General features: G+C 66.0%; 27 protein-coding genes, 1 pseudogene and 1 riboswitch. Of the genes and pseudogenes, 18 read left to right on the top strand and 10 right to left on the bottom strand.

Features of this window, described 5'->3' with window-relative positions:
- Positions 1–57: 57 nt before the first annotated feature.
- The 3 genes from ABZ293_RS07020 to ABZ293_RS07010 all read left to right on the top strand — a co-directional run bounded on the left by ABZ293_RS07020 (position 58) and on the right by ABZ293_RS07010 (position 2,526).
- Complete coding sequence (locus ABZ293_RS07020; RefSeq protein WP_355178103.1) at positions 58–465, top strand: SSI family serine proteinase inhibitor; 408 nt, start codon at positions 58–60, stop codon at positions 463–465.
- 763 nt (positions 466–1,228) lie between these two features.
- A complete protein-coding gene (locus ABZ293_RS07015; protein WP_355178101.1) occupies positions 1,229–1,834 on the top strand; it encodes a helix-turn-helix domain-containing protein in 606 nt (201 codons plus the stop codon).
- On the top strand, positions 1,831–2,526 hold the full coding sequence (locus ABZ293_RS07010) for a hypothetical protein (protein ID WP_355178099.1): 696 nt from the start codon (positions 1,831–1,833) through the stop codon (positions 2,524–2,526). The genes ABZ293_RS07015 and ABZ293_RS07010 overlap by 4 nt, the downstream gene beginning before the upstream one ends.
- A gap of 95 nt (positions 2,527–2,621) precedes the next feature.
- Here the strand turns inward: ABZ293_RS07010 and ABZ293_RS07005 are convergent, their stop codons facing one another.
- Positions 2,622–3,467, bottom strand: a complete 846-nt coding sequence (locus ABZ293_RS07005) for an NAD(P)H-binding protein (RefSeq protein ID WP_355178097.1) — start codon at positions 3,465–3,467, stop codon at positions 2,622–2,624.
- Positions 3,468–3,541: 74 nt separating this feature from the next.
- Between ABZ293_RS07005 and ABZ293_RS07000 the strand changes: the two genes are divergently transcribed.
- The 5 genes from ABZ293_RS07000 (at position 3,542) to ABZ293_RS06980 (ending at position 8,102) form a co-directional block, all read left to right on the top strand.
- Positions 3,542–4,132 (top strand): TetR/AcrR family transcriptional regulator, encoded by a 591-nt coding sequence (locus ABZ293_RS07000; RefSeq protein WP_355178095.1) that lies wholly within the window; start codon positions 3,542–3,544, stop codon positions 4,130–4,132.
- 279 nt (positions 4,133–4,411) lie between these two features.
- Positions 4,412–5,068 (top strand): PadR family transcriptional regulator, encoded by a 657-nt coding sequence (locus ABZ293_RS06995; RefSeq protein ID WP_354960846.1) that lies wholly within the window; start codon positions 4,412–4,414, stop codon positions 5,066–5,068.
- Positions 5,069–5,130: 62 nt separating this feature from the next.
- Positions 5,131–6,180 (top strand): alpha/beta fold hydrolase, encoded by a 1,050-nt coding sequence (locus tag ABZ293_RS06990; protein ID WP_355178093.1) that lies wholly within the window; start codon positions 5,131–5,133, stop codon positions 6,178–6,180.
- A 149-nt stretch (positions 6,181–6,329) separates the two neighbouring features.
- Positions 6,330–6,980, top strand: coding sequence for a TetR/AcrR family transcriptional regulator C-terminal domain-containing protein (locus ABZ293_RS06985; RefSeq protein ID WP_355178092.1), 651 nt, complete (start codon positions 6,330–6,332; stop codon positions 6,978–6,980).
- Between the two features lie 132 nt (positions 6,981–7,112).
- The gene (locus tag ABZ293_RS06980) at positions 7,113–8,102 is read left to right on the top strand and encodes an NAD(P)-dependent alcohol dehydrogenase (protein ID WP_355178090.1); all 990 of its coding nucleotides are present in this window, start codon (positions 7,113–7,115) and stop codon (positions 8,100–8,102) included.
- A 7-nt stretch (positions 8,103–8,109) separates the two neighbouring features.
- On the opposite strand, the gene ABZ293_RS06975 is transcribed toward ABZ293_RS06980, so the two are convergent.
- A complete protein-coding gene (locus tag ABZ293_RS06975) occupies positions 8,110–10,062 on the bottom strand; it encodes a VWA domain-containing protein (RefSeq protein ID WP_355178088.1) in 1,953 nt (650 codons plus the stop codon).
- A 31-nt stretch (positions 10,063–10,093) separates the two neighbouring features.
- The gene (locus ABZ293_RS06970; protein ID WP_354960852.1) at positions 10,094–11,488 is read right to left on the bottom strand and encodes an ATP-binding protein; all 1,395 of its coding nucleotides are present in this window, start codon (positions 11,486–11,488) and stop codon (positions 10,094–10,096) included.
- 166 nt (positions 11,489–11,654) lie between these two features.
- Between ABZ293_RS06970 and ABZ293_RS06965 the strand changes: the two genes are divergently transcribed.
- Positions 11,655–12,203, top strand: coding sequence for a TetR/AcrR family transcriptional regulator (locus ABZ293_RS06965; protein WP_355178086.1), 549 nt, complete (start codon positions 11,655–11,657; stop codon positions 12,201–12,203).
- Positions 12,204–12,701: 498 nt separating this feature from the next.
- Here the strand turns inward: ABZ293_RS06965 and ABZ293_RS06960 are convergent, their stop codons facing one another.
- Entirely contained in the window at positions 12,702–12,881 is a 180-nt protein-coding gene (locus ABZ293_RS06960) for a helix-turn-helix domain-containing protein (protein WP_355178084.1), read from the bottom strand.
- On the opposite strand from ABZ293_RS06960, the pseudogene ABZ293_RS06955 reads away from it, so the two are divergent.
- The 3 genes and pseudogenes from ABZ293_RS06955 to ABZ293_RS06945 form a co-directional block, all read left to right on the top strand.
- Positions 12,871–13,041: pseudogene (locus ABZ293_RS06955) on the top strand (DUF1214 domain-containing protein); the annotation flags it as partial. The gene ABZ293_RS06960 and the pseudogene ABZ293_RS06955 sit on opposite strands and share 11 nt — an antisense overlap.
- A gap of 100 nt (positions 13,042–13,141) precedes the next feature.
- A riboswitch (FMN riboswitch) is annotated at positions 13,142–13,309 on the top strand.
- 78 nt (positions 13,310–13,387) lie between these two features.
- On the top strand, positions 13,388–13,834 hold the full coding sequence (locus tag ABZ293_RS06950; protein WP_355178083.1) for a 6,7-dimethyl-8-ribityllumazine synthase: 447 nt from the start codon (positions 13,388–13,390) through the stop codon (positions 13,832–13,834).
- A 369-nt stretch (positions 13,835–14,203) separates the two neighbouring features.
- Positions 14,204–14,626, top strand: coding sequence for a subtilase-type protease inhibitor (locus tag ABZ293_RS06945; protein ID WP_355178081.1), 423 nt, complete (start codon positions 14,204–14,206; stop codon positions 14,624–14,626).
- Between the two features lie 149 nt (positions 14,627–14,775).
- Here ABZ293_RS06945 and ABZ293_RS06940 read toward each other — a convergent pair whose 3' ends face one another.
- The 3 genes from ABZ293_RS06940 to ABZ293_RS06930 all read right to left on the bottom strand — a co-directional run bounded on the left by ABZ293_RS06940 (position 14,776) and on the right by ABZ293_RS06930 (position 17,620).
- The gene (locus ABZ293_RS06940; RefSeq protein ID WP_355178079.1) at positions 14,776–15,591 is read right to left on the bottom strand and encodes a hypothetical protein; all 816 of its coding nucleotides are present in this window, start codon (positions 15,589–15,591) and stop codon (positions 14,776–14,778) included.
- 344 nt (positions 15,592–15,935) lie between these two features.
- Positions 15,936–17,195: a S8 family serine peptidase gene (locus ABZ293_RS06935; protein WP_355178077.1), complete on the bottom strand. Its 1,260-nt coding sequence runs from the start codon at positions 17,193–17,195 to the stop codon at positions 15,936–15,938.
- Positions 17,196–17,200: 5 nt separating this feature from the next.
- On the bottom strand, positions 17,201–17,620 hold the full coding sequence (locus tag ABZ293_RS06930) for a transposase (RefSeq protein ID WP_355178075.1): 420 nt from the start codon (positions 17,618–17,620) through the stop codon (positions 17,201–17,203).
- A gap of 532 nt (positions 17,621–18,152) precedes the next feature.
- On the opposite strand from ABZ293_RS06930, the gene def reads away from it, so the two are divergent.
- The 4 genes from def to ABZ293_RS06910 all read left to right on the top strand — a co-directional run bounded on the left by def (position 18,153) and on the right by ABZ293_RS06910 (position 22,635).
- Positions 18,153–18,716 (top strand): peptide deformylase, encoded by a 564-nt coding sequence (gene def / locus ABZ293_RS06925; protein WP_354960182.1) that lies wholly within the window; start codon positions 18,153–18,155, stop codon positions 18,714–18,716.
- Positions 18,716–19,639 (top strand): methionyl-tRNA formyltransferase, encoded by a 924-nt coding sequence (fmt, locus tag ABZ293_RS06920; protein WP_355178073.1) that lies wholly within the window; start codon positions 18,716–18,718, stop codon positions 19,637–19,639. The genes def and fmt overlap by 1 nt, the downstream gene beginning before the upstream one ends.
- An 866-nt stretch (positions 19,640–20,505) precedes the next feature.
- Positions 20,506–21,846, top strand: a complete 1,341-nt coding sequence (locus ABZ293_RS06915) for an RsmB/NOP family class I SAM-dependent RNA methyltransferase (protein ID WP_355178071.1) — start codon at positions 20,506–20,508, stop codon at positions 21,844–21,846.
- 447 nt (positions 21,847–22,293) lie between these two features.
- Entirely contained in the window at positions 22,294–22,635 is a 342-nt protein-coding gene (locus ABZ293_RS06910) for an MmcQ/YjbR family DNA-binding protein (protein WP_355178069.1), read from the top strand.
- 41 nt (positions 22,636–22,676) lie between these two features.
- Here the strand turns inward: ABZ293_RS06910 and ABZ293_RS06905 are convergent, their stop codons facing one another.
- On the bottom strand, positions 22,677–23,480 hold the full coding sequence (locus tag ABZ293_RS06905; protein WP_355178522.1) for a SigB/SigF/SigG family RNA polymerase sigma factor: 804 nt from the start codon (positions 23,478–23,480) through the stop codon (positions 22,677–22,679).
- Positions 23,481–23,533: 53 nt separating this feature from the next.
- Complete coding sequence (locus ABZ293_RS06900) at positions 23,534–23,956, bottom strand: anti-sigma factor (RefSeq protein ID WP_355178067.1); 423 nt, start codon at positions 23,954–23,956, stop codon at positions 23,534–23,536.
- A gap of 96 nt (positions 23,957–24,052) precedes the next feature.
- On the opposite strand from ABZ293_RS06900, the gene rpe reads away from it, so the two are divergent.
- Positions 24,053–24,709, top strand: a complete 657-nt coding sequence (rpe, locus tag ABZ293_RS06895; RefSeq protein ID WP_355178520.1) for a ribulose-phosphate 3-epimerase — start codon at positions 24,053–24,055, stop codon at positions 24,707–24,709.
- Between the two features lie 21 nt (positions 24,710–24,730).
- Here rpe and ABZ293_RS06890 read toward each other — a convergent pair whose 3' ends face one another.
- Positions 24,731–25,201 (bottom strand): hypothetical protein, encoded by a 471-nt coding sequence (locus ABZ293_RS06890; protein WP_355178065.1) that lies wholly within the window; start codon positions 25,199–25,201, stop codon positions 24,731–24,733.
- 580 nt (positions 25,202–25,781) lie between these two features.
- Here ABZ293_RS06890 and ABZ293_RS06885 point away from each other — a divergent pair.
- Positions 25,782–26,405 carry a riboflavin synthase gene (locus ABZ293_RS06885; protein WP_355178063.1) on the top strand — a complete coding sequence of 208 codons (624 nt, stop codon included), beginning with the start codon at positions 25,782–25,784 and terminating at the stop codon, positions 26,403–26,405.
- Positions 26,406–26,410: the final 5 nt, after the last annotated feature.

Genomic DNA, 26,410 nt, shown 5'->3' with positions numbered 1-26,410 from the left:
CCGACTTGTGCCGACCGACCGTGGTGCCGTGCCTGCTGTGGTTGAGTGGGGCGGATGATGACCAACTCGCTTCGCACCATCGCCACCATCTGCCTTGCGATCGCCACCGCCGCACTGTCAGCGGCACCAGCAGGCGCGGATCCCGAGCAGTCCGAGGTATCGCTGAGCGTCAGCAAGGGCGATGCACAGAGTCCTAGTGCGGAGCAGGTCACGCTGACGTGCGATCCGGCGGCCGGTAGCCATCCCGCCGCGAGCGAGGCGTGTGCAGCGCTGACGGCCGCCGATGGCGCTTTCGACAAACTAGCGGGCTCTCCCGGCGTCCGCTGCATGAAGATCTACGCCCCGGTCACCGCGACGGCCGCAGGTACCTGGCGCGGCCGAAACTTCCAGTGGCAGAAGACCTTCGGCAACAGCTGCGAACTACGCGCCGCCACCACCCCACTCTTCGACTTCTTCACCAGCTGAACCGGCACCCCGCGTAAGGCCGCATCCCTCCTGCATTCCTCTAACTGCACAACGCGGCGTCTACTCGCCGGTGGTCGCCACGCATAGTGTGCAGCTTGCGCGCCGTGGCTGAATCCTGTGCGAGAGCCGTCGTAAGGCCTCCGCCAACCGACCTCCTTCGCAGGCCAGGCCACAGGCCGCGACTGTTGGGCGCCGCCAACGGCTGCAACCCGCGCATGGGAGGCCAGCGCACCGCAGCTCAACCGTGTACGAGAGCTGTTGCGGTGCCACCCCGCACCGACATCCTCCGACGAAGGGTGCTGCGGCCCGCGCCAACTGGGCATCATGGACTGCACGGCAGATTCGGGCGTGACCATGCGCGTGGACTGGCTGCTCGATGCGCCCGGCCTACCCCTTCGGCGGGGGTACCGCCGGTATCGGCGATCGGTTGCGCTAGCGCATATCCAGTGGTTGCCACGCATAGTGCAGCTTGTGCGTCGCAGCTGAACCGTTGTGAGAGCTGTCGTAGGGCCTCCGCCGACCGGCCGCCTTCACATGCCAAGCGACCGGCTCGCCGCGCCCACCACAAGCGCCGTATGCCGGTCTCGGCCGTCCGCCGCGCACCAGTGTTCGTGCTCGCGCATATCCAGCGGGTGCCGCGCGAAGGCAGAACTTATGTGCGGCGGCGACATCGTGTGCGGCGGCGCTGCCTTGGACCTACGTCGGGTGGCTTCTTTGTCGGAAATTCTTTAACTGGCTGATCAGTTAATGATAGGCTCGCGGCATGGCCCGCACCGTCGATCCGCAGCGTGTTGCCGAAAGGCGTTCCGTCATAACGCATGTCGCTGCTGAGCTGTTTGCCACGCAGGGGTACGAGCGGACTACGGCGGCGCAGATCGCGCGGGCAGCGGGGCTCACTTCGGGCAGCGTGTTCTATTACTTCCCGGATAAGGCCGCGGTCTTCCGTTCGATCTTCGAGCTGTCGATTCCCGAGCACGCCGAACTCGTATCGCGACATATCGACCGGAGCGATTCGCTGAACGCGATACTCGACATCGTCGACGCGCTCGCCGGTGAGGTACTCGATCCGGTCGCGCCGGGGCTGATGGTGGAACTGCTGCGGCGGATCGAACATGACCAGGAACTCGCCGCGGTGGTCATGGAGGATGCGCGCCTCAGCGCGGCCGCGCTCACCACCCTGCTCGAGCGCGGCATCGAACAGGGCTGCATCGATCCGGGGTTCGAGCCCGCAGAGACCGCGCGCTGGATCCTGTCGATCATCGACGCGGCCTTCCTCAATGCCGATCCGGATCGTCCGCACGATCCGCGACCGCTGGTGCGCGCCACCGTCTCTCGCCTATTGCGCCCAATCGGATCGGAGGACCGATGACCACTACGTCCGCACCCACCGCCCTGCGTTTCTCCACCGTCTGGCTCTGGCTGTTCGCTATCGGTGGCCTCGCGCTCGGCTGCGGCATCGGTTTCGCCATACCGTCGGTGGGGCAGTGGTTGGTGGATACCGTGCACGCGATTCCCGGCCCGCTGCGCATCGCCATGACGGTGCCGCGCGTCTGGCTGGTTCCTGCCACCACCGTCATCGGTCTGATCGCCGGGCTCGCCCTGTTCGACACCGCGCGCAAGGAGAGCTTGGCGCTCACGGTCGCCGACGACCATGTCGGGCTCGCCCAGAACGGACGTGAGCAGTACGTCGCCCGCGCTGACATCGCGGCGGTGTTCCGTGAGGACGCCGACTTGGTCCTCACCGACCGAAACCGCCTGCGGCTGGCCCGATTCCGCGCCACTGACCTGAATGCCCGCGATATCGAGACTGCCTTCCGTCAGCACGGATTTTCGTGGGTCGACGAGAACGATCCCTTCAGCGGGGAGTTCGTGCGTTGGACCGATGGGCGACCCGAAACCGGGGAGGCCATCGATGCGCTGATGCGCGCGAGGCGGCGCGCGGTGGCCGATAAGAAGCCGCTCGTCGTAGAGGAGCTGGACGAAAAGCTGGTGGCGCTCGGGGCCGACGTCCGAGATCGTAAGGGCGAGCAGCAGATTCGGATCGTCAGCCGCTCGAACTGATCCGATTGGCGATCGGGGGACTGCACCAGGTGGTGTCGGCCCCCGACCGCCCGCGGGAGCGTCGACCGCCGAGATCGCGGTCGACGCCGATGCGATCAGGCGAAAAGCGCGCGATTGCGCTGGACCCATTCGGCATACGAGGCCGCCGGTCGCCCGATGACCTGCTCCACATCCGAACTGACCTGCTGCTCGCCGGGTGTCGGCGTGCCGATGATGTCCAGCGTGCCATCGGCGACATCGCCGGGCATGAACCGCAGCATGCCCGCCCTGGCCTGCTCGCGAGTCAACTCGACGAACCGCAACGAAGTATCCAGGGCCGCCGCAACGATGTCCGCTTGCTCGCGTGGACTGATCGCGGCGGGCCCGGTCAGTTCGTAAGTTGTGCCCGAATGTCCCTCTGTGCGAAGCACATTCGCCGCGACCTCGGCGATATCGGCGGGGTCGATCGCGGGCAACGCCACATCCGCGAACGGTGCGGCGATCACCCCTTCGGTCCGGATCGACTCGATCCACGCGTAGGTATTGGAGAAGAATCCGGTGGGCCGCAGAATCGTCCAGTTCAGGTCGGACTGCCGCAGGGCCGACTCGAACGCATGCAGTCGCGCGTGTGAGGCGAGTCCGGGCCGGGTGCCGGTCGCCTGGGATGACAGCAAAACCAGCTTCTTGACCCCGCCCGCCGCGGCGACCTCGACGAATCGCTCCGGATCGGGTCCGGTCACCAGCTGTGGTCCGGTGAGGAGCAGGAAGAGGGCGTCGGCGTTTTCCGCTGCGGGGGAGAGGCTTTCGGGATCGGCGAGGTCGGCTCGCCGATGCTGGACGCCGTCCGGCAATGCGATGTCCTGATTGCCGCGGGATACGGCCGTCACCTGCTCGCCCGCGGCGATGAGCTGCTGCACGAGGGTGCGCCCGATATTGCCGGTCGCTCCGGTCACTACGATCACTTCAACTCCTGAGTTAGTTGGCTGACTAAAACGAACGTAGTCGATGAGTAGTCGGCTTGTCTATAGTTAGTTGCATGACTAACTCAGTCGAAGGTCGACGCATGACGCCCAAGGCGGGCAAGCGGGAACGCCTCGCCGTCGCGGCCGCTCAGGTGTTCCATGAGCAGGGTGTCGAGAAGACGACGATCGCCGATATCGCGCGGGTCGCCGAGGTGCCGGTCGGCAATGTGTATTACTACTTCAAGACAAAGGATCAGCTGGTAGAGGCCGCACTCGGTGCGCATGCGCAGACCCTGCAGGAGTTGATCGCCGCGCTCGAACAGTACGACGCGCCGCAGGAGCGGTTGCGGGCGCTGGTGCGCGGTTGGGTCGACCAGCGCGACCTGGCCGTGCAATTCGGCTGCCCTACTGGCACTTTGGCCTCGGAACTGGGTAAACGTGACGACGGGCTGGAGCGGGCGTCCGCGGCGAGTGTTCGCACCTTGCTCGACTGGATCGAGCGGCAGTTCACGGCGATGGGGCGCGCGGATGCGGACGAACTTGCCGTTGCGCTGTTCGCGGCTTACCAGGGGATCTCATTGCTCACCAATACATTCCGCGATCCCGAGCTCATGGTGACCGAAGGTCGTCGGTTGGAGCGCTGGATCGATTCGCTTGCGCCATAGGGTGCGCATGAAAACTTCGGCGCGCGAACAGTGGTCAGCCTGCCGGTCGTCCAGGGGACGGGCCGCCCGCCCTCGGCCGCTGGATCGTCGACCCGGCCGACCTGCCTGGTACGCCCACGGGTGGCAACTCGCATACGCGGGCCGCACATCGACCGATGTGCGGCCCGTTCGCATTGGGGGCGACTGGTTGGTTCGTGTCACCCATCACTCTTGCGCGCGATGCATTGCCGATATATCGTCGATAACGTGAGATACACACAAGAGCCCAAGGAGGCTGACATGGAAAACATCGAATACGGAGAATTCAGAGGTCGTGGCCGCTGGCGGAAGCCGGGCCGCGACGAGGGTGACGCGGGTCGTCGGCAGCATCGCCGCGGCGGGCGGCACGGTTTCGGTCCCGATTTCGGACCGGGCTTCGGTCCTGGGTTCGGCCCCGGCTTCGGTCCGGGTTTCGGACGTGGACGCGGTCGCGGCGGCCGGGGCAGGCGCGGTGACGTGCGTGCGGCGGTGCTGTTGCTGCTCACCGAGCGCCCGATGCACGGCTATGAACTGATCCAGCAGATCAGGGAGCGCAGCGACGATGTCTGGCGCCCGAGTCCGGGATCCATCTACCCCGCGCTCGCACAGCTCGAGGACGAGGGTTTGGTGCTCATCGAGAAGGTCGCCGGCCGCAAGACCGCGAAACTCACCGACGCGGGCGAGACCTATGTCACCGAGAATCGCGACGAGCTCGGTGATCCCTGGGCGGATGTCAAGGAAGACGTCGGCACTCAGGCGATGGATCTGCGGGCGCTCATCGGACAGCTGATGGGTGCGGCCGCTCAGGTCGCGGCGGCGGGTACTCCGCAGCAGGCGACCCGGGCCGCGGAGGTGCTGACCGAGGCACGCAAAGCGCTATACCGCATTCTCGCCGAGGATGACGCCCCCGAAAAGTGAGGGCAATGTGAAACACCGCCCGGGCGTGCACTTTTCGAGTCGATCGGGTACATCATTGTGATATGGAACAGCCGATTGGTTCGTGGGGTTGGGGTAGTTCACAGTTCCGGCGTGTGGTCTGTGCCGGCATCGTCGCCGGAGCCGTGACTTTCGGCTCCGGCACGGCGCCGATCGCCAGCGCCGGACCGGTCGATACCGCGCCGGCGAGTGCGCCGATCGTGGGATACCGTCCGCCGGATATCCCGACCCAACCCGGTCCGGCTCAGTCGGATCATCTGACCGCCGCGACCTATCTGAAGACGCACAAGAACGCGGTCCCGGTCGGCGCCAACAACTTCGACTGTAAGCCGACCGCGGAACATCCCCGTCCGGTCATCCTGGCACACGGCACCGATTCCACGGCCTACTCCGACTGGTCGGCCATCGGGCCGCAGATTTCGGCGCTCGGCTTCTGTGTCTTCGCCCTCAACTACGGCGGTGCTCCTGGTAAGGACACCTATGGCACCGAGGACATCGTGTTGAGCGCCTATCAGGTCGGCGCGTTCGTCGATCAGGTGCTGGCCGCCACCGGTGCCACGCAGGTCGATATCGTCGGATTTTCCCAGGGCGCCAATGTGACTCGCTACTACGTGAACAAGCTCGGCGGAGCGCCGAAGACCGGTCAGTGGATCGGTCTGGCGTCCCCGAGCTACGGCGGCGTGATGTACGGACTTGTGCCGGTCGCGGAGGCGATCCCGGGTGCGCTGCAGGCGTTCTCGATGGTCACCTCGCTCGCGGCGGTGCAGCAGGCGCAGGGGTCGCCGGTAATGGTCGAACTCAATGCGGGTGGTGACACCGTGCCCGGCCCGCATTATGTGACCATCGGCAGCCGGGTCGACGAGATGATCCAGCCGTTCAGCAATATCGCACTGCACGGCCCGAGCGTCGAGAACATCGCGCTGCAGGATGTGTGCGCGGTCGACCAGACCGGTCACTTCCACATGGTCTACGACCCGTTCGTCCAGGAACTGCTGTTGCAGACGCTGGATCCCGTGCACGCGCCGACACCGACGTGCCGCGCGGTCCCGCTCGGTACCGGCATTCCCGAGGTCATCATCGCCGGACATTCCTGATCGTCGAGGCTTGCGACCGGGCGGAGGTTTGGACACTCCGCCCGGTTCCGCTGCCCTCGGCGGGCTGGACTTACGCTGTAGTCGGAGTCCGGAGGAAGGGGTTTGCGTAGGTGGCCACCGAAGTCGAGCCTCGAATCCCATTGAGCCGGATGCGAGTACTTTCCACGGCGATCGGCGTGGCCGATGAGGGTGGTATCGAATCGCTGACGATGCGTCGGCTGGCGGAATTGCTCGGTGTCGAGGCGATGTCGCTCTATCACCATGTGGCCAATAAAGAAGATGTATTGGATGGTGTCGTCGACGTCATCGTGGGGGAGATCAACGAGGTGGTGGCCGGCATTGGTATGCCCGCTGCGGGGGACGCGTGGAAGCAGGCCGTGCGGCAGCGGATTCTGGCGGCCCGCGAGGTGCTGCTGCGGCATCCGTGGGCACCCGCGGTATTCCAGACGCGGACCAATACCAGCCAGGCGGTCCTGCGCTACTACGACGGCCTGCTGGGGCTGATGCGCGAAGGCGGTTTCTCCTACGACCAGACCCATCACGCAATGCATGTGCTGGGCAGTCGGGCATTGGGTTTCGCTCAGGAATTATTCGATCCCGGCGACGGACCGGTCGATGCCGAAGCCATGGCCGCGCTCGACGCAATGTCCGAGGCGCTCCCGAATCTGGTCGGGATGCTGCGGGAGGTCGCCCACGATGATCCGGACTCGACCTTGGGTTGGTGTGATGACCAGTTCGAATTCGAGTTCGCGCTCGATCTGATCCTCGACGGTCTCGACCGTCTGCGCAAGAGCGCCTGAACCGCAGCGACTTTGGTCGGAGTCGGTGTGGTCCCGGCTGCCATTGACCAGCCTTACGTCGTAAGGGTACCTTACGACGTAAGGCTCATGAGCGCGGGAGGCGGCTCGGTGCCGAGATCTGAGGAGAACACGATGAAGGCCTATGTCCTTCGCGCATTCGGTCCACCGGAGCAGCTGACTCTCATGGACATCGACCGGCCGGTACCGGCCGACGACGAGGTTTTGGTTCGGGTGCGTGCCACCTCGGTTCAGCCGTATGACTGGCATTTCATGCGCGGTGAGCCATATATCGCGCGGCTGATGGGGGGCGGTGTCGGGTTGCGCAAACCGTCGATCGCCATCCTGGGCGCCGATATGGCGGGGGTGGTCGAAGGGGTCGGCAAGGCGGTGACGGGATTCCGGCCCGGCGACGCGGTATTCGCGATGATCAAAGGGGGTGGCTTCGCCGAGTACGTGTGTGTCCGGGAAAGCGAATTGGCGCCGAAGCCGAAGAATCTGTCATTCGAGCAGGCGGCCGCGGTACCGCTGGCGGCCAATACCGCGCTGGTGGCACTGCGTGATGAGGGACGAATCCAACCCGGGCAGCGCGTGCTGGTCAACGGCGCGTCGGGTGGAGTCGGCACATTCGCGGTACAGCTCGCGCACGCGTTCGGCGCGGTGGTCACGGGTGTCTGTGGCGCGAGGAATACGGAACTGGTCCGCGGACTCGGCGCGGATGCAGTAATCGACTACACCGCAGCGGATTTCACGCGCGACGGGCAGCGTTACGAGTTGTTGGTGGATATCGCGGGAAGTCGCTCGGTGTCGGCATGCCGCCGTGTGTTGACACCCAAGGGCACCTACGTCGCCGTCGGCGGGCCAGCGGGTCGATGGCTACAACCCGCTGGCCGGATGTTCGCGGCGCTGGCGGTGGCGCCGTTCGTCGCACAGCGAATCGCGATGGCGGAGGTGACCCGATGTACTCGGAACCGGGAAAACCTCATGGCGCTTACCGAGTTCATCGAGGACGGAAAGCTCACTCCGGTCATCGATCGGACCTATCCCTTCGCCGACATCCCGGCGGCCGTGCAGTACCAGGAGGAGGGCCACGCCACGGGAAAGGTGGTCGTGGTCACCGACTAGCGCGAGTTCAGCCGCGCCTGCCACGCAGATAGTCACTGACCACGGCGGCACCGAGGCCGTCCAGATCCGGCGCCACCACCCGACCACCGCTGCGGCGGGCTACCAGGTCGACGAATGCGGCCAGGCTGGGGTCTTCGCCGAGCATGAATACGGTGACCGACGCGCCCAGCTTGGCCAGGGCATCGACCTGTGCCATTGTCGCGGCGAGGGTGCGCCGTTCCGGCGGCCAGTTGAAGTACGCCGTACCGTCGGGTTCCAGGTGCGCCGTTGGCTCGCCATCGGTCACCACGAGTACGACGGGCACGGCGTCCGGATGTCGACGCAGGTGCCGTCCGGCGAGCAATAGTGCGTGGTGCAGATTGGTGCCCTGTTCCCAAACGCCTTCCAGCGCCGTCAGTTCGCCGATATCGACGGTCGCGGCGTGTCGGCCGAAGGTGATCAGGCTCAGCGCGTCGGAGCGGAAACGGGTGCTGATCAACTGATGTACCGCGAGCGAGGTGCGCTTCATCGGCAACCACCTGCCCTCCTGCACCATCGACCACGATGTGTCGACACAGAGCGCCACGGCTGCCCGCGAGCGCTGCTCGGTTTCCATGATCTCGACATCGGATACGTCCAGCGTGACACTGCGGCGGCCCACCGACATCGACCGCAGCACCGCATTGCGTACGGTCCTCGGCACGTCCCACGGTTCGGTGTCGCCGAACCGCCATGGCCGGGTGGCGCCGGTCGGCTCGCCAGCCGCGCCGGCCAAGGTCGTATCCCGCTCGCCGCGACGGGACCGCAGCTGGCCGATGACGGCGCGCAGCGCGGTCTCGCCGAGCCGTCGTAAGGCCTTGGGCGTCAACCGAAGTGAGCCGTCCGATGCCCGTTCGAATATGCCCTGTGCGCGTAGTTCGCGCTCGAGTTCGGCCAGTCGCGCGGCATCCACGCTGGCGTCGTCGCCGAGTTGGCGGGCCAGGGCGTCGAGATCGATGTCCTCGAGTCTGGCACCCGGGTACGACTGGCCGAGCTGTTCGGCCAGTGCGTCCAGTTCGGCGAGATCCTGCAGGGCTTGCGCGCCCGCGCCCAGGCCCAGCGGGTCGTCGCCGCGGAACCGCTGGGAGGAGTCCCAGTCCTCGCCCGGCCGCAGTGCGCGCAGGGTGGCGTCCAGGGCGGCGACCTGTTGGGCAATGCGCGGGTCGCCGAATGCCTGGCCGATCAGCTCGGCCAGTTCGGCCTGCTGCTCGGCGGACATCGAGTTCAACATGCGTTGTGCGGCAGCGGACCTGGCGGCGAGCGCGTCGATCAGCTCGTCGGTATCGCGCGGATTCTCCGGGAAGAATTCGCCATGTTCGGCCATGAATTCGGCGAACTGCTGTTCGGTGTCCTCGCCCCGCGCATGCGCCGCGAGCAGGTCGTTGAGGTCGGACAGCATTCGTCCGACGCGTTCGACATCCTCGGGGGTGGTGTTCGCCAACGCCTGTTTCATGCCCTGGAACCGGGATTCGAGCAGTTCCTGACCGAGCAAGTCGCGGATCTTCTGGTAGTTCTCCCTGCCGGTTTCGGATCGCCACTGGTACTCGGCCAGCTCGTTGACGGCGGCCGCAGTGCTCGGCGGCAATGCGTCCAGCTGTGCTTCGGCGAATCTGGCGTCGTCGGAGGGATCCGGAAACAGTTCGCGGCGCTCGGCTTTCAGGGCCTGCTCCAGCAGTTCACGGACTTGTTGCAGGGTGCCGTCGAGCCGGTGTCGTCGAGCAATCTCCGCGCGACGCTGCCACACCCGCCGGGTGAGCTCGTCGAGTCCCCGCGTTTCGCGCATACCGCGTCGCAGCACCTCCTCCAGTGCGGTGCGGGGCGAGCTGCCTTCCATCACGTCGCGCCCGATCTGGTCCAGCGCCTCTCGTAGATCGAGCGGAGGTGCCAGTGGATCGGGCCCGTCGTGATAGGGGCCGTAGGCGTAGCGGTCGGGGATCGTCATGACGGCGTACCCGGACGAGATACTTCGGCGCTCATGAGCCGTACACCGCGACGCCGTCGTCGGAGTCCTTGGCTACCTGCCGGGCCAAATAGAGCGCTTCCAGGGCGAATTCGACCGCCGACGCGATCCGGGTCGGCGGTTCGGTGGCGCCGACGCCGAGCCGATGCGCCACCTCGTGCAGGACGGGCAGCTCCGGCAGCGCCGAAAGGACATCCTGGCCGGGCACGCGCTCGCCGGTGGTGACCAGATGGCCGTCGCCGACCGCCTCCGCCAAGGGCCGCAGGTTCAGTCCGCCCAGCAGTGCACTCGCCGTCTCGGCGAATGCGCGCCGCAGCAGATGGGTCAGATGCTCCTGCTCACGGCCTTCTTCACCGGACTCGAACTCCAGCTTGCCGCGCAATACCGCGGGCACGGATTCGAGGTCGACGGGTCGCGCGACGGCGGGGCGCTCGCCGGTGAGCGCCGATCGGCGCAATGCCGCGGCAGCTACCGTTTCGGCGGCGGCGACCGCGAATCGCGCGGATACGCCGGAGCGCTGATCGATCGCGGACGATTCACGCAGGTGCCGGACGAATCGGGCGAGTACTTCGATCAGCGGATCGCCCACCTCGGCCACCAGTTCCGCCTCCTGCTGGACCAGCGCCACCTCGGCCGCGACGCTGAGCGGGTAGTGGGTGCGGATCTCCGCGCCGAACCGGTCCTTCAGCGGTGTGATGATCCGGCCGCGGTTGGTGTAGTCCTCGGGGTTGGCGGTTGCGACGAGCAGTACGTCGAGTGGCAGGCGCAGGGTATAGCCGCGGACCTGGATATCGCGTTCCTCCATCACATTCAGCAGCGCGACCTGGATGCGTTCGGCGAGATCGGGCAGTTCGTTGATCGCGACGATGCCGCGGTGCGCACGTGGCACGAGTCCGAAGTGGATGGTCTCGGGGTCACCGAGGCTGCGACCCTCGGCGACTTTGACCGGGTCGACGTCGCCGATCAGGTCACCGACCGAGGTATCCGGCGTAGCCAGTTTCTCCGCATAGCGCTGCGAGCGGTGCCGCCAGGTGACCGGCAGGTCGTCGCCCAACTCCTCGGCCAGTCGGCGGCCCGCCGGACTGATCGGTTCGAGCGGGTGCTCGCCCAATTCGGTGCCGACCATGACAGGTGTCCACTCGTCGAGGAGGCCGACCATGGTGCGCAGCAGCCTGGTTTTGCCCTGACCGCGCTCACCGAGCAGTACGACGTCGTGGCCGGCCAGCAGCGCGCGTTCCAACTGCGGCAGGACGGTCCGATCGAAGCCGACGATGCCCGGCCAGGGATCGTCGCCGGAACCCAAACGGGAGAGCAGGTTCTCGCGCATCTCGGTCTTCACGCTGCGCGGCAGATGACCATCAGCGCGCAGTTCGCCAACGGTTGTCGGCAGGTGCTCTGGAACAATCACCCCTTCGACGCTACGTCGGTTCGGCGATGCGGTCGACGGGCAGCATCGCATGGAAACACGCCAGAAATAACCTTGACAAGCGTCGTCGGCGCCGGATCGTTCGCGAGTCGAACCCCTTCATTACGACTGAGGCCGACAGTACGATGAGCTACGGTACGGTGACGGCATGTCACGTGTGGTGAACAAGGAGCAGTACTTCGAGTACGGGCTCGGGATCCTTGCCCAGTCCGGTTTCAAGGGGCTCAACATCCGCGTTCTCGTCAACGGGTTGGGCGTCACCAGTGGTTCGTTCTATCACCATTTCGGCAGTTGGCAGGGCTATGTCGACGCGCTGCTCGAGTTCTGGGAGAACCGGCAGGTGGTGATCCTGAAGGAGATGGAATTCGGTTCCGGCACACCAGATTCCGATATCGAGAAGCTGCGCGAGCTGACCTTGGGGCTGCAGCACGGGGCCGAGGCGGCCATCCGAGCTTGGGGCGCGAACGACGAATCCGTGCGCGCCGCGCAGCGTCGCGTCGACGATGCCCGGCGCAAGACCGTGCAGAAGGCCGTCTACGGCGTCACCGGCGATAAGGAGAACGCCCGGGTCATCACTTCGCTCGGCATGGCGATGCTGGTCGGGTTCCAGCAGCTCGCGGCGGCCGGGCACCGTGACAACTTCGCCGCCCTGCTGGAGGAGTTCGTTCGGCTGGTCTATTCGCGCGCCAAGGTCTGACGGCTTGTCTCCGCCGAGCTGCGATGGAGATTTCCGCCGGTTACCCCCCGAGTCGTCGACGTGACCGATCCGGAGTCGATCCGCTCGTTTGCTGATGGCGGGGCCCAGATACCGCTCTGTCCATCGGCCGCCGCGCAGCGGTGGAAACAGAGTCACCATCTCCATCACAGCACGACGGGTCACCTGGCTCGTCATACGAAATGATGACGACCGCACCCGCCTTATGGCCGATGAATCGCATCCGACGCGGGCGGCAGGATTGCAGCATGCAGATACGACTTGGGGCCGGCTTAGGGGTATTGCTCGTCGTCGCCGGGGCAGCATTGTGGCTCTTCGCGCGGGACACCGAATTCGTCTGGTTCCGAGGTGGGCCACTCGGCGCCGTTCTCGTAGTGGTCGGGGGGATCGACATCGTCAGCGCGCTCAGGACGGACCGGCGCAAGCTTTGACCGGTCCACGACCCTCGCGACATTGATTCATCCGAGTCCGGGCGTCGGGTCAGACACCGGCCCCGCGCCAGTTCAGCATTTCCAGCGCCACCGCGATAGGTACGACGTTGTCGTCCAGTGGTCGCGGTAGGAGCTCTTGGGCGCGGGTGACTCGACGCAATAGCGTGTTGCGGTGGGTGTACAGGCGTGCTGCGGCGCGTGCGGTGTTGCACCGTTCCGATCTGTACATCCAGACCGACTCCCCAGGTGCGGACAAGGAATCGAACTGGCTACCCGCACCGAAAGGTCGGTTCATCCTCATGCTGCGCATGTACTGGCCGACCGAGAATCCGCCGTCGCTTCTCGATGGAAGCTGGAAAGTACCAGCGGTCGAACAAGCCTCCGCATGACCGCTCGCCACCCGCTCGACCGTCTCCTCCTCAGTAGCTGGATGCTCGGCCAGCGCTGAGGGGGTAGACCGCTCCTGTGACGTGTTACAGTGCGGCTCGTACACGTTCTCAGGGCGGGGTGGAATTCCCCACCGGCGGTAATGGCATCCGGATCGATCCGGAGCGCACGAGCCCGCGAGCGCCACGGTGTTCCCAAGATGCGGTGGGTCAGCAGATTCCGGTGTGATCCCGGAGCCGACGGTCACAGTCCGGATGAAAGAGAACGCGGCACCGGCTCCTACGCAGTGTGCGGAGGAGCTTGTTTCGCGTCGTCTTTGCCCTGGGTGACATCGCGAACAGGAGGATCATGTCACCCAATCAGAATCGCATCGCGATTGTTGCCGCGCGCTGGCACTCCGACATCGTCGACAGGTGTGTGGAAGCCTGTAGGTCCGGTCTCAACGACTGCGGTTACCCCGAGGTCGATGTGATAGAGGTGCCCGGGGCGTTCGAAATCCCTTTGTGCGTCAAGCGATTGGCGAACAGTGGCGACTACACCGCCGTCGCCGGATGTGCACTGGTGGTCGACGGCGGCATCTACCGGCACGATTTCGTGGCCTCGACCGTCGTGGACGCGCTCATGCAGGTGCAGCTGGACACCGATGTGCCGGTGTTCTCTGCGGTCCTGACCCCGCACCATTTCCACGAGCACGGTGAGCATCGCGCTTACTTCGCACGGCATTTCGAGGTCAAGGGTGCGGAGTTGGCAAATGCCATCGCAGCCACGCTGGCCCTGGACACCATCCGCGCGTAAAAACAGGGCACCGTGCCCGCATGTGCCGGAGGCGGCTTCCCATGCGGGCATGGTGTGGGGTGTGGTGTTGACCCGTGACGCGTGTGCGCTTTTCGACGAAGGGGTGGTGATCTCCGTAAAAGGAGAACATGGACCTGCTGCTGTCGGATATCGGTATCGTGGTGGCTCTGCTCGGTGTTCTCGGCGCCGCATGAATGGCCTTCCTCGTCCTACGCGGCCGCAAGTAACTGCAGTGGCGATCCGTGGCCGCCCGCTGAATACTTTGCTGCCCAATAGTATTTCGCGGTTCGATCACCTTGCCCCGTACACGGCCGGGCACATCCTGGGCGATCGTATGGCGAGAGCCAACGAGTGTGGAGGTATCACGCTATGTCCCTTGGTCTTCGGGTGATGGGTGCGGGCATCGGGGCTGTGGCAGCCCTCGGCGTGGTGTCGGCGGCTCCGGCGCCCGCGCGGGCGGACACCGGGGTAGCGCCGTCGGTGCTGATATTGACCGTGGGTGACGGCGAGTCGCTGGACGCCGCCACCGATCAGCGGACCGTACTGCTGATCTGTTCCCCGCTAGCTCTGGGCACTCATCCGCAGACGACTCGGGCATGCGAGGAACTCTGGGCGGCGGGCGGGGACTTCGGTCAGCTTCGGGGTGAACCGATGCGGTTCTGCCAGTTCATCTATAAGCCGATAACCGTTGCCGCTGAAGGTATTTGGAACGGCGTTTCGATATCTTACCGCCGCACCTTCCCGAACCGGTGCATGGAACAGAACACCAACAGGTACGTGTTCGCGTTCTGAATGAACGTAGCAGCCGGTTGAGCCGCATAGCCGGGCCAGCGTCCAGGACCAGGCGTGTGGAAGCCCTGCTCAGCACGCGTGGATCGCCCTCGCTGCTGAGCAGCTCGGCCATGGTCGGCTCCGGGTGAAGGAATCCTCCGAGAGGATGGTCAGCTTTCCAGCGCTGTTTCCGATCTCCTCGGTCCGGCGGTGATGATCTCGGGGACCGTGGCGACGCGTCGCGCCAGCACGGCTATGAGCACGATCATGGGAACGGCCGAGGCCAGGGTGATCCAGCCGGTGCCCAGGTTCAGCCCGTCGTTGTGGTCGGAAGCGAGCCAGTCGGTCAGCGATGCACCCAGGGGCCGGGTGACCACATAGGCGGCCCAGAAGGCGAGCACTGCATTGAGCCTGGCCCAGCGCCATGCCAGCGCCGGCACTGTGATCGCGACTGCGAAAAGCACCGACGAGAGCAGGAAACCCAGGTGTAGCGTCGCGGCGGTGAAGTCACCGGCGATGGTGCCGAGGGCGAAGGTGACCATGACCGTAGTCCAGTAGAAACCTTCGCGCCGACGGGTGTTGATGGTGTGCACATCCAGCGTCCTCTCGGCGCGGTACCAGAGCGCTAGGACGCCCGCGAGCAGCAGTAGGAACATCACGGTTGAGATCCCCAGCGGAATCCCGACCACGAAGTCGACGATATCGGCGACCATGGTGCCGAAGATGGCCACCATGACCACAGCGGTCCAGTAGGTCCAGACGTGGTAGCGAGACATGCGGAATTGAGCGACCAAACTGACTACGAAGGCCACAAGCCCACCGCCCACCGCCACTAGCGGTGGCAGATGCATGACGAGGAAGTCGGAGAAAGTTTCTCCCATACCGGTGGAGAGAACCTTGATCACCCAGAACATGGCAGTGATCCGGGGAACTTTGGCGAGCAGTGATAGCGGGGACGAATCGGTAAGTGCCGCACGGTTTGTCACGCCGACACTATGCTCACCGGCCGCTGAGAAAGCGCTGTGAACAAACCGGCTGCGGGACAGCAGATCTCGCGAATACGGCAAAGGACTTCGCAATAGGAGCGATTTGCGCAGGGGCAGCAAAAGTCATTATGCAAGGCCGGTCCGCTCCGATACGAGGCGCGCGAGATGGCATTGCGCGCACGTGGTTGTCGACATGTGGGGTGGAGGGCGGCTCGACGACCGTGACCTGGAGGGTGGAATGTAGGCGAGGGACATCCGTCTCCCTTTGTCCGGAAGGCGGAGCGTCCTTGGGTTCGCCTGCTCCATTGGATCACCGGTAATGTCCCGCGGTTCCCGCCCGCTAATTACCAACGGCGTTCGGGAGGCGGTCCCTGATCTCGGGTAGGCCCTGAGGGAGGCGGCGGGCCATGCTGCGGGCTCCGATCGTCGGGCCCCGGTGAGGTCGGAGGGCGGTCGGCGGGTGGGCGCGGGCGGATCCGGGCGAGCGGGTACACGGCGCATACCACGATGAAGATGGCGCCGACGATGAGCAGGTCCCTGAGCACCTTGGAGGAGGTCTTCTCCCCGCTCGCGACCGGCGTGGCGGAGGGCGTGGACTGGACACGCCGGGCGGCGAGCACCTGGTCCAGCCGGTCGAACACCGGATTCGGCGCGTCGGCGGGCACGGTCGCGGTCAGTCCTTTGCGAAGGCTGATCGAGCCGTATCCCGTCTGATCGTCCTTACCGGGCGGCCCGAAGTCAGTGACGGTCGCGATGACCCGTTGAACGATTCGCCGCGCGGACTCATTGGGGAACCTCGAGCGCATCAGGGCAACCGCACCTGACGCCAGCGCCGCGGCCTGGCTCGTCCCCGCACCGTAGTGGTAGAGCCGACCGTCTCCGCCGATGGATCCGACCCCGGAGCCCGGCGCGGAGATCGCGACGTAGTCCTGGCGTTGGGTGCTGTGCCAGGCGTTTCCCAGGTGATCGTACGCACCCACCGCGACGACGCCCGGACACGCGGCCGGGTAAAGCGGATCGTTGTGCTGATCACCCGCGTTCCCCGCGGCCGCAAGGATCACGGCATCGCGCTGCACGGCATCGATGACGGCGTCCTGGACCTCTGCCGGGCAATGGTTCGGGTCGCTGAGCCCGGCCGCGTCGGCCTGCGAGATATTGATGACCTTCGCTCCGTGATCCGCCGCATAGCGAATCGCCGCCGCTTCGATCTCGGGAGTCATCTGGCCGCCGTTCCGGATGGGCAAGATCTTCACGCCAGGTGCTATCCCCAGCCAACCGGCCGACCCGCCGCCCTGAGCCGCGATCAGGGCGGCCATCGCGGTGCCGTGCCCCTGATGGGTATCGCTGTCGGTGCGTCCATCACCTCCACCGCCCACGACATCCGTGCCGGGCAGCACGACTCCGGCGAGCTCGGGCAGCGAAGCGTTCACCCCCGTGTCGATGAGGGCCACCGTGATGCCATCGCCTCTCGTCAGTGGCCAGACATCGCTCTCGATCCCGAAGGTGTCGAACCACCACTCCTCTTGGTTCGGCGCGGGGAACGCCGCCGCCGGAGCCGCCATCGGCGCGGCCAGAATCAGGCCTACCATCGCCGCCGTTGCCACTCGAATCAACTGTCGCACCGACCTGCTCCGATCATTCGCAGCCCCAGAACACGAGAACGTGCGGTTGGAACCGTGTCCCACCCGCACGACTCGACATCGCCAATCGACGTCAGATGGTTATGCACCACGCCGTCGCTCCCAAACCCTGGGCCCATCCTTGGGCGCTCGGGTCCGAGTACATCACACGCCTTGCGGGACAATACTTTCCGCATCATTACCACATCCCGTGGCGAGCTGGTCACGAACTGCTGCAACCGCTGATGATCGGTCCCCAGCCGCTGCGCCATCGGCTGTATCGATTCCGGGCGGCCATCCAGCATCAGCCCGCGCACATACGTTCCGGCCGTCGCCAGCCGATCCTTGCGCATCAACGTGGAAAACACCTCGCCCACAAACGAGTCCAGCTGCTCGCTCGCCTCGGCCAACTCGGTGGCATCCGCCCCAGCATGGTCTCGAGAACCACGCCGGAACTTGACCTAGATGTTCCGAATCAGTTGCCAGCGAGTCGATTTGGGCATGCATCCGGCCATTGTCGACAGGGACCGACGGTCGGCTCTCCCTTGACGACGGCCCCTGCCGACGACAGACGCGATCGCCAAGGCGAGTCGGACGGCGAGGCCGGTCAGGTGGTGACGCCGTCAATACCTGTGAGACCCAGGGCGTCCCTATTGCCAGAGCAAAGACGGCTCTGGCCTGCGGTGCTGACGGTGTCACCAGTACTCCGCTACTTTTGGTCGTGCGATGACGTGTCGCGAATCGGCAGGTGAGCTGCAGAGGCAGGGCAACCAGAGGTCGTCCACGAGGTCTTTCCAGGCGGCCGGGCGGGGGGATCGACACCCCGCCCGGACCGCACTGGAGTTTTACCAGCTTTTCCGCCTTCGGTCGGGGAGATCCGTGTGAACGGGGTCGCTCTCTAGAATGAATCGACCGTGTTCCTCGTTTTCGGGAGTCGCCGCCGTGACCATTCAGCCCGTTCGCCTCTTCGGCGATCCCATTCTGCGTTCGCGTGCGGCGGAGGTCACCGAATTCGATCGTGAACTGCGGCAGTTGGTCACCGATCTGACCGACACCATGCACGATGACGGCGGAGTCGGGATGGCGGCACCGCAGATCGGCGTCGGTTTGCGGGTTTTCGTCTACGACACCGAGGACGCCATGGGGCATCTGATCAATCCGACCTACGAGGTGGTCGGCGCGGAGGAGCAGGTCGGTCCCGAGGGCTGCCTGTCCATTCCAGGAGTGCGCTACGACACGCGCCGCGCGCTGCGGCTGCGAGCCACGGGTGTCGACGTAGACGGTCAACCGGTCGAATTCGCGGCCGGGGGGCTGCTGGCCCGCTGCGTTCAGCACGAAACCGATCATTTGGACGGTGTGCTGTTCATCGATCGGCTCGATCCCGCGCAACGCAAGGAGGCGATGCGCACCATTCGCGAATCCGATTGGTTCAGTGCGGGCATCACCGTGCGCAGTTCGCGCGCGCTGGGTTCGAGCCAGGCCGGACCGTTCGGACGGGGCCGCTGATGCGCATTGTCTTCGCGGGCACGCCGGAACCTGCGGTGCCGTCGCTGCAGCGTTTCATCGATTCGGAGCGGCACGAGGTGGTCGCCGTGCTGACCCGGCCCGACGCGATCGCCGGACGTGGGCGGAAGGTGCAGCGCTCGCCGGTCGGGCGCCTCGCCGATGAGCACGGCATTCCGGTTCTGACGCCCCGGCGTCCCGCCGAACCCGAATTCATCGAACAGCTCACCGCATTGGCGCCCGACTGCTGTCCGGTGGTCGCCTACGGTGCGCTGCTGCCGCAGCCGGTGCTCGACATTCCCCGCTTCGGCTGGATCAACCTGCACTTCTCGCTGCTGCCCGCTTGGCGCGGCGCCGCGCCAGTACAGGCGGCGATCGACGCGGGTGACGAGATCACCGGCGCGTCCACCTTTCAGATCGAGGCGGGCCTGGACACCGGGCCGGTCTTCGGTGTGGTCACCGAGAAGATCGCGGTGACCGATACCGCGGGCGCATTGCTCGACCGGCTCGCCGACAGCGGGGCGATGCTATTGGAGAAGACGCTCGACGGCGTGGAAGACGGGACACTGCACGCGGTCGCGCAGTCCCACGACGGCGTTTCCTACGCGCCCAAAGTGCCGGTCGAGGCCGGACACATTCGCTGGGACCAGCCCGCACTGGCAATCAACCGTCGCATCCGCGCGGTCACCCCGGCACCAGGTGCCTGGACCGAGATCAACGGCACCCGCCTCAAACTCGGCCCCGTCTCGATGGTCGAGGAGGTATTGCCGGAACGGACCATGGAGGTCCGCAAGTCCGGGGTCTTCGTCGGCACCGCCACTACCGCGGTTCGCCTCGATCAGGTACAGCCGCAAGGTAAGCGCATGATGGCCGCCCTGGACTGGGCCCGCGGCGCTCGCCTGCAGCCCGGTGCGGTGGTCGAGTGATGACGCCCGAGCGCCGCGCCAACGGTCACAGTGCGGCCGCCGATCCGCGCAGTCGCAAATCCAGTAGGAAATCCGTCGACTCGGGCTGGCTCGCCCGCGCGACATCAGCGAAAAGTGGTGCACAGCAGAAGAATTTGCACTCCGAATCCGACCAGTTCCGCGGCAATGCGCCACGGGCCCGAGTAGAGCGGCCGAATATGACCGAACAACGTAAGTCCTCGGGGGGTGGTTCGCAGCGCAAGGGGTCGGCGCACGGCAAGGGGGCGGCCCGCGGCGACTGGCAGGGCGACGCCGCGCGCGGCGATCGCGGCGGTAGTCGCGCGAATGCCGGGCAAGGGAATCCCGCCGGGCGCGGCGGCGATGCAGTGCGGCGTTTCTCGGACCGGGACGACACTGCACGGACGAGGCAGTCGGAGGGGGGCCGACGCGAAGATCGCTCGGGGACTGCGCGTTCCGAGGGAGCGTCGGGCTGGCGGGATCGCGGTGCGAAGGACACCGGGGCCGCGGGCGGTGCGCGAAGTGAGAGTCGTTCAGCCGCATCGTCGGGCTTGCACAAAGGTCGGGACAACAAGGGGGCGGCATCGGCCGGTGAGCGGCGCGAGAGTTCGGCGAACCGGAGTGCCCGTTCGCAGGGCAGCGGCCGTGCGGAATCCGACGAACAGCGGTGGGGAAACCGCTCGGATGCGGCGAAGTCCGATTCGTCGGGACGGCACGAGGGACGGTCGGGCAAGCGGGCCGTGAGCGGCGATGAACGCCGGTCGAATCGCGCGGATAGTGCCGCTTCGGGCGGGCGCGGCGGGTCGACTGCGGGTGGCTCGGCTCGGCGTGACACATCGAAAGGCCATGGCCGGCACAAGGATTCCGCCGTGGCCGCGGATCCGGTGCGGCTGGTCGCGCGGGATGTGCTGCGGGCGGTGCGGGAGCGGGAGGCGTACGCGAATCTGGTACTGCCGGGGCTGCTTCGGGAGCGGCGGATCTCGGGGCGGGATGCGGCATTGGCGACCGAATTGACCTACGGTGCCTGCCGTTCGCTCGGGTTGCTCGATGCGGTGATCGCGGCGGGGGCGGGGCGAGCGGTCGAGGAGATCGATGGGCCGCTGCTGGATGTGCTGCGGCTGGGGGTGTATCAGTTGCTGCGCACCCGGATCGGGGCGCACGCGGCGGTGGACACCTCGGTGGCATTGGCGCGCATGGAATTCGGGGCCGGTAAGGCAGGTTTCGTGAATGCCGTGCTGCGGCGGGCGGGGGAGAAGTCCGTCGATGAGTGGGTGGACGAGCTCGCGCCGCGAGATCCGGTGGGACGGTTGGCATTCGAGTTCGCCCACCCGGTATGGATCGCGCAGGCGTTCGCGGACGCGCTCGGCGCCCGGGCCGGGGAACTGCGCGACGTGCTCGCAGCCGATGACGCGCGTCCGATCGTGCATCTGGTCGCCCGTCCCGGCGATATCACCGCCGAGGAATTGGCCCTGGTGACCGGTGGCGAAGAGGGCAAATGGTCGCCGTACGCGGTCTACCTCGACGGCGGCGGTGATCCCGGCAAGCTGGAACCCGTCCGCGAAGGCATGGCGGCCGTGCAGGACGAGGGCAGTCAGCTCGTCGCACTCGCCCTGACCCGCGCGGAACTGGCCGGTCCGGACAATGGTCGCTGGCTCGACCTCTGCGCCGGACCCGGTGGTAAAGCGGCCCTGCTCGGTGCCATCGCCGCAATCGATGGACACCGTGTCGACGCGGTGGAACCGGCCGAACACCGTGCCGAACTCGTCCGCAAGACGGTCCACGACCTACCCGTCGACGTGCACGTCGCCGACGGCCGCGCCAGCGGACTCACGCCCGGCTACGACCGCATCCTGGTCGACGCACCCTGCACCGGTCTCGGCGCGCTGCGTCGCCGCCCGGAGGCCCGCTGGCGCCGCACCCCCGCGGATGTCGCCGAGCTGGTCGTCCTGCAGCGCGAACTCCTTGCCGCCGCGTGGGATCTGCTGCGCCCCGGTGGTGTCGTCCTCTACTCGACCTGCTCACCCCACCTCGCGGAGACCGTCGCGGTGGTCGCCGATGCCGCCCGCCGCACCGGTGCCATCCAACTCGACACCCGCGACCTGCTCCCCGGCGTTACCGATATCGGCGACGGCCCGAGCGCGCAACTGTGGCCGCACCGCCACGGCACCGACGCCATGTTCCTCGCGGCATTGCGCAAACCGGTCGCATAACACCGTCCCCGGCACCGCTGAAGCGGGGCGGTGCCGGGCGGTTCCACGGGCCGGGTTCCACGGCGGTGCCGTCTGCATCACCTGGCCTGCACCGCCGCCTGTTGAAGTGTTGAGCAGCTGGCCTAAGGAAGTGCGCGGGCCTCAGGCGCGGGTGAGTCCTCGCCGAGTTCCACGGCGGTGCTGTCCGGTAGCACGTGCTCTGCGCCGCCTGTTGAAGTGTTGAGCAGCTGGCCTAAGGAAGTGCGCGGGCCTCAGGCGCGGGTGAGTCCTCGCCGAGTTCCACGGCGGTGCTGTCCAGTAGCACGTGCTCTGCACCGCCGCCTATTTGAAGTGTTGAGCAGCCGCCCTCGAGGAATTGCGCGAAACGTAGGCGGTGTATCAGGCGGGGCCGCAGCCGAAGCGACATTCGTCCAAGACGTCAGCGGGTCGACGCCGCAGACTGGCCCCATGGCGATGACGTGGCAGCAGGTGGTGGCCCTGGCGACCGAACTTCCCGAGGTGGCGGAATCGACATGGTGGCGCCGCCCCGCGTTGAAGGTGGGTGGCAAGGGTTTCGCGCGGCTGCGCTCGGAGGCCGAGGGCGGGCTCGCGCTCGTGTGCGAGATGGCGGAGAAGGAGGCGCTGCTCGCCTCGGGCGATCCCACCTTCTACACCACCCCGCACTACGACGGATATCCCCACATCCTCATCGATCTCGACCGGATCGAGCCCGATCAACTGCGCGAGATGCTCGACGCCGCATGGTGGCTGTCGGCACCGGCGAAACTGCGAAAACAGCGCGCACGCTAATTCGCTGGTCACCGGCTCTGCCGCAGCCGCGACCCGAGCTTTCAGTCGCGGGCCGACTGCTCACGCAGGCGGGCAAGGGTTTTCGCGAGAATGCGCGAAACGTGCATCTGCGAGATGCCCATGCGCTGGGCGATCTGGGTTTGCGTCATCGATTCGAAGAAGCGCATGGTGAGGATGCGGCGCTCGCGCTCCGGGAGTCCGTCGAGCAGCGGACGGATCGCGACGTATTCCTCCACCCGGTCGAATTGGGATTCCTCCTCGCCGAGGGTGTCGAGCAGCGATGCCTCGGTATCGCGGCCGAGTGAGGCGGCGTCGATCGAACTCGGCTGGTAGGCATTGCCCGCGATGACGGCCTGGGTCACCTCGTCGGGATCCACATCGAGTTCGGCGGCGATCTCCTTCGCGGTCGGGGAGCGGCCCAAGGATTGCGAAAGCGAGTCGATGGCCGCGCCGATACGCAGATGTGTCTCCTTCACCCGTCTCGGCACCCGCATGGCCCAGGTGTTGTCGCGGAAGTAGCGACGCACCTCGCCCATGATGGTCGGCACCGCGAAGGACAGGAAGTTCGAGCCACGGGAAATATCGAACCGGTCGACCGCATGCACCAACCCGACCCGCGCCACCTGGGTGAGGTCGTCGAACGGCTCACCGCGACCGCTGAATTTACGGGCGATGTGATCGGCGAGCGGAATGCAGCGGCTGATCAGCTCGGCGCGCAACGCACTGTGCCGTGCGCTGCCCGGTTTGGCGGCGGCGAGCTGCTCGAACAGCGCACCGACATCGTCGTAGCCCGCGCCGGATGCCTGCAGGGTTTCGACTTCCTCAGCGGCTTCTTCGGTCAGCACGGGTTCGACATCATCGTCCTGCTCGGCATCGGACACGGTGTTCTCGTCCGCCACTACGCTTTCCCCCGGACCCGACGGAACTCCACCGTCGTCGGATATCCGGAAACGGCGACGTCGTACGGATCCTGTGTTGCCTGTACATCATCGGTGAGGGTACGCAGCACATGCCAGCCGAAGCTGCGCTGATCCGGCAGTCCCTCGGTGGCGGCGACCCCGGTGACCCGGACGAGTAGTTCGGTGTCGCCGACGGTGAACCTGCAGTGCAGGCTCGTCTCCGGCGCCGCGACCGCGATCAGCGTCGAGCACACCTCGTCGACGGCCAGCCGGATATCGGCCACCTCGTCCAGGGTGAAATCGCTGAGCAGCACCAGTGTTTCGGCGAGCCCACGCACGATCGGCAGCTGCGTCACCGACGCCGCCACCCGAATCTCCACCGGGGTGCTGTAGAGCCCCTGTTCCGCCGAAATGTTGATCACCCTATGCAGGCTACCCACTCTCGGCCGGGGCAACCCTAGGTACCGGTAAGCTCCCGCGATGTGTCCACTTCGACGTTTAAGCGCCCCACCACGCCGATGATCGCTCCATCCATCTTGTCCGCCGACTTCGCGCACCTCGCTGACGAGGCAAAAGCGGTGCATGGCGCCGACTGGTTGCACGTCGATGTGATGGACGCACACTTCGTGCCGAATCTCACTCTCGGACTTCCGGTGGTCGAAAGTCTGTTGAAGGCCACCGACATTCCACTCGACTGCCATCTGATGATCGAAGATCCGGGCCGCTGGGCCCCGCCCTATGCGGAGGCGGGTGCGCATAACGTCACTTTCCACGCCGAGGCGACCGACAATCCGATTGCGGTGGCACGCGATATTCGCGCGGCCGGTGCCATGGCGGGACTTTCGGTAAAGCCGAATACGCCGATCGAGCCGTATCTGGAAATCCTGCGCGACTTCGACACACTGCTTGTGATGAGCGTGGAACCCGGCTTCGGCGGACAATCGTTCATTCCGCATGTGCTGGAGAAGGCGCGGATCGTGCGTCGGCTGGTGGACGCCGGTGAACTGCGTTTGATCGTGGAGATCGACGGCGGTATCAATGCCGATACGATCGAGGCGGCCGCGGAAGCGGGTATCGATTGTTTCGTCGCCGGATCCGCGATCTACAACACCGACGACCCGGCGGCGACTGTCGAGAAACTGCGGCAGCGGGCCGCTGCACTGCGCGCGGTCTGAAACCCTGATGGGCCGAATCTCCTAGCGGGCGGGCGCTTTCCGGCTGCCGAGCGCTCGCGTCGCCTCGATCACCGCGCTGAGCGGTGGCAGGTTCGTCGCGTTCTCCGGCGGCTGGATCCAGGTGCGGTAGCCGGTGCGCTCATCGTCGGGTGAGGGGAGCACAACCTGGCTGCCGGTGCAGGCGACGGTCGCGTAGAGCCGGAACAACTCCGCGGAGACGGCCGCGCTGAGGGTGTCGGGCCGGGCCGGGCCGGTGATGAAGGTCCAGCGTCGTGCCCTCGGGTGGTGCACCACCGGCGCGGCGATCTGCGCCTGCGTCAGCTGTCGCTGCACCTGTTCGCCGAGATCGGCGGGCATCGTGATGGCGCCGTAATGGGTACCGATATGAAGTAGGATGCGGCGCGACGTCGGGTCGATCGATGCAGGCATATGAAATTCGCGCCGGTACTGCACGCAGCGAACTTCCAGCGTCGAATCGACAAGAGTGGTCACGCGACACCCCCATTAGTGTCGAACTTGATTTGTCCCACTGTGCTGTTTCCTGGCTTCCTCGAGTGGTGGATTTCCTGGTCGAACTCGCCGGACTGCGTCGCAGACCCGGGGCGAACCGTTCCGCACTGAACTGCTCGGGACGAAGTTGAACGAGAGGAATCAGCTGCGTAACAATCTTGCGACCGTTTTCTCGCCTGCGCAAGGTTTCGGTGTAACTGTGTCGCCAGTGGGTACAACGATATGTTCGACACTATGCGCGACGGATGAATTCGCGCCGCGCTGTTCCATAAATAGGAATGAACAATTATCGTCGGCGGGTAAACGGCGATATTTTCCGCACGGCCGTACATTATTTCGCTTCGAAAAATAATTGACGTTGGTTCGGTGCGTTCCGGGGTGCCCTGTGGTCTGCTTCTGGCCCGAGCAGCCGAGCCGCGGTTTCGACTGGCCGCTGGACGGAACCACGCTGTCTTCTACGACCCGGCGTCGTTACGCTGGGCAGGGACCGGTGCCGACGGGAATAGTCGCCGGACCCCGGCTGTTCGGCAACCGTAGAAACGACGCGACAGGGAGTCAAGGCATGTTCACAGGCATCGTCGAGGAGCTCGGCGAAATCGTCGCCACCGAGGAGCTGGCCGACGCCGCTCGTTTGACGATCCGGGGCAAGCTGGTGACCTCCGATGCCGGGCATGGCGATTCGATCGCAGTCAACGGCGTCTGCCTGACCGTCGTAGACGTGGTCGACGGCGACTCGTTCACCGTCGACGTCATGCAGGAGACATTGAACCGCTCCAGCATCGGCGGACTCGGCGTTGGTTCGCGGGTCAATCTCGAACGCGCGGCCGCGTTGAACAGCAGGCTCGGCGGCCACCTGGTGCAGGGCCATGTCGACGGCACCGGCACCGTGCTCACGCGCACCCCCTCGGAGAATTGGGAGATCGTGCGGATCTCGCTGCCGGACGCGATCGCCCGATATGTAGTGGAGAAGGGTTCGATCACCGTCGACGGCATCTCACTGACCGTCTCGGGCCTCGGCCTCGCCGACGTACCCGCCGCCGACGGCAATCGCGACTGGTTCGAGGTCTCCCTGATCCCGACCACCCTGTCCATGACGAACCTCGGCACCGCCGCCGTCGGGACCAAGGTGAACCTGGAAGTCGACGTCATCGCCAAGTACGTAGAGCGCCTGCAACAACGCGGGTGAGCAGC

Origin of the sequence: Nocardia sp. NPDC005998 (assembly GCF_040614395.1) — a bacterium.
In the GTDB taxonomy this organism is placed as follows: Bacteria; Actinomycetota; Actinomycetes; order Mycobacteriales; family Mycobacteriaceae; genus Nocardia.
This window is presented reverse-complemented; position numbering and strand designations above follow the sequence as displayed.

Coding starts and splice junctions, on each gene's coding strand:
- ABZ293_RS07020 (WP_355178103.1), top strand. CDS start 58: ATGACCAACTCGCTTCGCACCATCGCCACCATCTGCCTTGCGATCGCC.
- ABZ293_RS07015 (WP_355178101.1), top strand. CDS start 1,229: ATGGCCCGCACCGTCGATCCGCAGCGTGTTGCCGAAAGGCGTTCCGTC.
- ABZ293_RS07010 (WP_355178099.1), top strand. CDS start 1,831: ATGACCACTACGTCCGCACCCACCGCCCTGCGTTTCTCCACCGTCTGG.
- ABZ293_RS07000 (WP_355178095.1), top strand. CDS start 3,542: ATGACTAACTCAGTCGAAGGTCGACGCATGACGCCCAAGGCGGGCAAG.
- ABZ293_RS06995 (WP_354960846.1), top strand. CDS start 4,412: ATGGAAAACATCGAATACGGAGAATTCAGAGGTCGTGGCCGCTGGCGG.
- ABZ293_RS06990 (WP_355178093.1), top strand. CDS start 5,131: ATGGAACAGCCGATTGGTTCGTGGGGTTGGGGTAGTTCACAGTTCCGG.
- ABZ293_RS06985 (WP_355178092.1), top strand. CDS start 6,330: ATGCGAGTACTTTCCACGGCGATCGGCGTGGCCGATGAGGGTGGTATC.
- ABZ293_RS06980 (WP_355178090.1), top strand. CDS start 7,113: ATGAAGGCCTATGTCCTTCGCGCATTCGGTCCACCGGAGCAGCTGACT.
- ABZ293_RS06975 (WP_355178088.1), bottom strand. CDS start 10,062: ATGACGATCCCCGACCGCTACGCCTACGGCCCCTATCACGACGGGCCC.
- ABZ293_RS06965 (WP_355178086.1), top strand. CDS start 11,655: ATGTCACGTGTGGTGAACAAGGAGCAGTACTTCGAGTACGGGCTCGGG.
- ABZ293_RS06960 (WP_355178084.1), bottom strand. CDS start 12,881: ATGTACAGATCGGAACGGTGCAACACCGCACGCGCCGCAGCACGCCTG.
- ABZ293_RS06950 (WP_355178083.1), top strand. CDS start 13,388: ATGTCACCCAATCAGAATCGCATCGCGATTGTTGCCGCGCGCTGGCAC.
- ABZ293_RS06945 (WP_355178081.1), top strand. CDS start 14,204: ATGTCCCTTGGTCTTCGGGTGATGGGTGCGGGCATCGGGGCTGTGGCA.
- fmt (WP_355178073.1), top strand. CDS start 18,716: ATGCGCATTGTCTTCGCGGGCACGCCGGAACCTGCGGTGCCGTCGCTG.
- ABZ293_RS06910 (WP_355178069.1), top strand. CDS start 22,294: ATGGCGATGACGTGGCAGCAGGTGGTGGCCCTGGCGACCGAACTTCCC.
- rpe (WP_355178520.1), top strand. CDS start 24,053: ATGATCGCTCCATCCATCTTGTCCGCCGACTTCGCGCACCTCGCTGAC.
- ABZ293_RS06885 (WP_355178063.1), top strand. CDS start 25,782: ATGTTCACAGGCATCGTCGAGGAGCTCGGCGAAATCGTCGCCACCGAG.